A 3,355-nucleotide genomic window follows, 5' to 3' on the forward strand; every position below is an offset into this window, starting at 1 on the left:
GGCGCCCCCCCCCCGGCCCAACCCCCCCCCCCCAACCCCCCCCTTTTTTTGGTTTCTTGTTTTTTTTGGGCCGCTATAGCGGCCCAAAACACGCACGAACCTTGACCAGCGACGATGCCGCGTCACAAGCCGTGTTCGGCGAGCGTGGCCAGGAAGGCCCGCTTGCGCCGGTGGACATCCTTCAGCTCCCGGACATCGGCCTGGAACGCCTCGTCAGCTCCGATGCGGGAAGCAGGCCCCGCAGAGTGGTCAACAGCTGGGCGGCATGTGCGTAAGCCTTCCCGGTTCGCCACCGCTATGGCGGCGTCCACGAGCGGCTGGTAGATAGCAATGACATCGGCTGGGTGGGTTTCGGCCCGGCGATCCGCAACGGCCAGCCGAGTCGGCTCGTCGCAGCGATACCGCTGCACGATCTGCCAGGCCGCGTCGATGTCGCCTTCCTCCAACAAGATCCGTGCCAAAGTCCCTGCCGCGAACGACGATCCGTCCTCGATTCGCTCGCGCAGGATCTGGTGTGCCCGCTCCCGCAATTGCGGCCACTGCCCGATCTGTTCGGCGGCCATACGCCATTGACGATGGGTTCCTTCGTCAGGTGAGTCGGTGAATCTGGCCTCCAGGAGCTCCACCGCATCGGCGTCGCGCCCAATAGCTTGATAAAGCTCGACCAGCCGTTCCACGAGCATGCTCTGACGCCCGTCCCACGGATCCACGGACCGCAGACCACGTTGCAACCAGTCGATCGCCTCATCGACGCGATCGGCCTCGCGCAGGACAACGGCAATCCGCACGTACGCATGGGGATAGGACAAGTCCTCGGTAAGCGTCTCTACCAGCTCGTCGGTGTCCCCTATTTCCTGGACCAGTTCCTCGCGCAGCCAACGCACCCGCCACGCATCGCATTGTCGATCTCGGGCCTGGTCCAGGCCGGCTTTATACGCCGTGAGCCCAGCTTCACCAAGCAGGTCGACGACCTCACCGAGGCTCACTTCGGGCAGCTCGGTGTTGAGTCGGAAGTAGGCCAGCCATCGACCCAACTCGGTGGGGTCGGGCGGGGGCGGCCCGACAAGCTTCCAGGTAGAGCCCCCAAGCTGCATCAGCGGCGTCGTCCACCATGCCTGCGGCGCCCTCGCACACACCGGCCCAGCGCCGACGTGAGTGACCACCTCACGCAGCATTTGCTGCGCAGATGCCACATAGTCCGGCAACAGCCGACGAAGTGCGTCGAGCACGCTGGTGGCACGGCTGGCATAGTCGTTCTCATCGTCAAAGTCGAGCCAATCGACCTGCAGCAGATCGACCTGGTCCTGCAAGAGCGAACCATCGGGCTGAGCCGACGCGGTGGCTGCCTGCAGCCGCAACCGCTGGTACAGCACAGGATCGTCCTGCGCCTGCTGCCAGATCAGATCAACGAGTCTCGGGACCAACCCAGCACTGCTATTACCTCCGGAAGCAACAACCCCGCCGCGTTCTCCAGTTCAGCCGAAGCGCTCCGCCTTGACAGCAGCTAAGAAGGATCCCCATGCCTGCGACTGGAAGACCAACGTCCCCCCGTCTCGGTCCTTGGTGTCCCGAACCCCGATCACGTCGATACCGGTGCCGACCTCGACACAGTCAGACTGGCTCGCGCTATGGCTCGACTTCCGCCAGGTCTGGAACGCCATGGTCTTCACCCCTCTAGCTCGTCAGCCCGCGTTGCGATCAGCTTCGCCGAATCCTCAGGGCTCAGCGTCACCCGTTGGAGTGTATCCAGCACTCTCGCGTAATCGGCAACGTCAGCGGGCTCGTCCAGGAACGCGCCCAACCTGCGCTGCTCCAGATGGACGATCGAACGAGCCTTCGGGAACTCAAGCATGACGAAGGAGCCTTCAAGCCCAGGATGGGTTGCGACTTCCTCCGGGATGACCTGGACGGTCACGTTTCGACGCCTGGCCATCTTCAAGATGTGACGCAGCTGTTCCGCCATCACGCGTGGTCCACCTACAACCCGCCGAAGAACACTTGCGTCGATGAAAGCATGGAGCCCCGCAGGAGTGGGCTTGGCGAGAATCTCCTGTCGTCCGAGGCGAATCGCAACACGCGCTTCGATGTCAGCAGCGTCAACATCGCTGCCGTGCATAACAGCCCGCGCGTAATCACGCGTTTGTAGCAGTCCTGGAACTAGGACCATGCCAAGACAGCTGATCTGGCTCGCGTCTCGCTCGAACTCCAGCAAGCCAGTGAGCTGCTTCGGCAAGCCTGGAACACCGGTCTCCCACCAGCCAGGCTGATCCTGTTCGCGCGCGAGCTTCAGTAGGCGATTACGGTCCTCACCCGTCACACCGAGTATGGCGAGGATCGCGGACACGTCGGCTTCGGCGACTGCCTTCGTGCCGTTCTCGATACGACTCATCGTCGCTTTGGACAGGCCGAGTCGCTTCGCGACCTCCTCCTGCTTGTAGCCACTCCCGTTCCGGAGCTGCCGCAGTTCGGCTCCCAAGCCTCTTGCGCGAGCACTGCCATTCATGTTGAGCAGCCTAGATCGTCCGCTCGGGCCACTAGTTCACCCAAAACGGGAATAGATCAGTTTCAGAAACTGACGATAGATTCTGAGAGCACCAAGGAGGTTCTGATGGCTGACTACTTGACCTACGTCTGGCGCCCGGTCACCGGAGGCCGCCACGCTTTCCCCATCACAGCAACGAAAACCCCTGCGGGTGTGCCAGTGGTGGCGTTCTGCGGAGCGGAAGCGGACGCAGCAGAGCTGCACGATCGCTCCGAAGTGGACTGGATCCGCGAAGACACCTGCATGGACTGCTGGCACACCCTCACCGCCCGCCCCTGACACGTCCGGGTGGAGGTGACGTTTTCGCGCGAAAACGGCGCCGCCACGCGTGCGAAACGCCGGTTTCGCGCGAAAACGGCGCACCCCAAGCCAGGAAAGGAACCGATCTCATGTTCTGGATTCAGCTCAGCACATTCATTCTGTTCAACCTGCTGATCCTCGCGATGCTCACCACTCAGATCCCCGCCCGAGCCATCGCCTTCGCGACAACGGGGCAGCACGCGGGAGGTGGTGAAGGCGCCTACACGGTCTGGCATCTCATCGCTGACATCGAAGCCGAAACCCGGCAAGAAGACGAGCGCGGGTCGAAACACGAACATCCACGCATACCACCGGGATTCCCCACCACGGACCCCGATGAGCCCACCGGGCGGCATCACCTGCGCACGTAACCGCTCGTGAGTGGTTTGGGCCGCTATAGCAGCCCAAACCACTCACGAGACCCGAGCAGGGCCGGTGCGGAGACCTCCCCAACCCCCACCCGCACCGGCCCACCCCGGTGACCGGGCGCGATGCCCCCGACCCCACGCGCCC

Annotated in this window: 5 protein-coding genes; 2 read left to right on the forward strand and 3 right to left on the reverse strand. The window is 63.4% G+C overall.

The features are described from left to right. Window positions 1-122 precede the first annotated feature (122 nt). Genes AB0H93_RS44200 through AB0H93_RS44210 form a run of 3 tightly spaced genes read right to left on the reverse strand, consistent with a single transcriptional unit; the run spans window position 123 to window position 2,503 of the window. On the reverse strand, window positions 123-1,424 hold the full coding sequence (locus AB0H93_RS44200) for a hypothetical protein (RefSeq protein WP_358582948.1): 1,302 nt from the start codon (window positions 1,422-1,424) through the stop codon (window positions 123-125). Window positions 1,425-1,475: 51 nt separating this feature from the next. Beyond that, window positions 1,476-1,661: a DUF397 domain-containing protein gene (locus tag AB0H93_RS44205; RefSeq protein WP_358582951.1), complete on the reverse strand. Its 186-nt coding sequence runs from the start codon at window positions 1,659-1,661 to the stop codon at window positions 1,476-1,478. 5 nt (window positions 1,662-1,666) lie between these two features. After that, on the reverse strand, window positions 1,667-2,503 hold the full coding sequence (locus tag AB0H93_RS44210) for a helix-turn-helix transcriptional regulator (RefSeq protein WP_358582953.1): 837 nt from the start codon (window positions 2,501-2,503) through the stop codon (window positions 1,667-1,669). A gap of 105 nt (window positions 2,504-2,608) precedes the next feature. Here AB0H93_RS44210 and AB0H93_RS44215 point away from each other — a divergent pair, with 105 nt between their 5' ends. Beyond that, window positions 2,609-2,821 (forward strand): zinc finger protein, encoded by a 213-nt coding sequence (locus AB0H93_RS44215; RefSeq protein WP_358582956.1) that lies wholly within the window; start codon window positions 2,609-2,611, stop codon window positions 2,819-2,821. A gap of 110 nt (window positions 2,822-2,931) precedes the next feature. Next, window positions 2,932-3,213, forward strand: a complete 282-nt coding sequence (locus AB0H93_RS44220; RefSeq protein ID WP_358582958.1) for a hypothetical protein — start codon at window positions 2,932-2,934, stop codon at window positions 3,211-3,213. The last annotated feature ends 142 nt before the right edge of the window (window positions 3,214-3,355 follow it).

Origin of the sequence: Saccharopolyspora sp. NPDC050642, assembly GCF_040654735.1 — a bacterium.
In the GTDB taxonomy this organism is placed as follows: domain Bacteria; phylum Actinomycetota; class Actinomycetes; order Mycobacteriales; family Pseudonocardiaceae; genus Saccharopolyspora; species Saccharopolyspora elongata.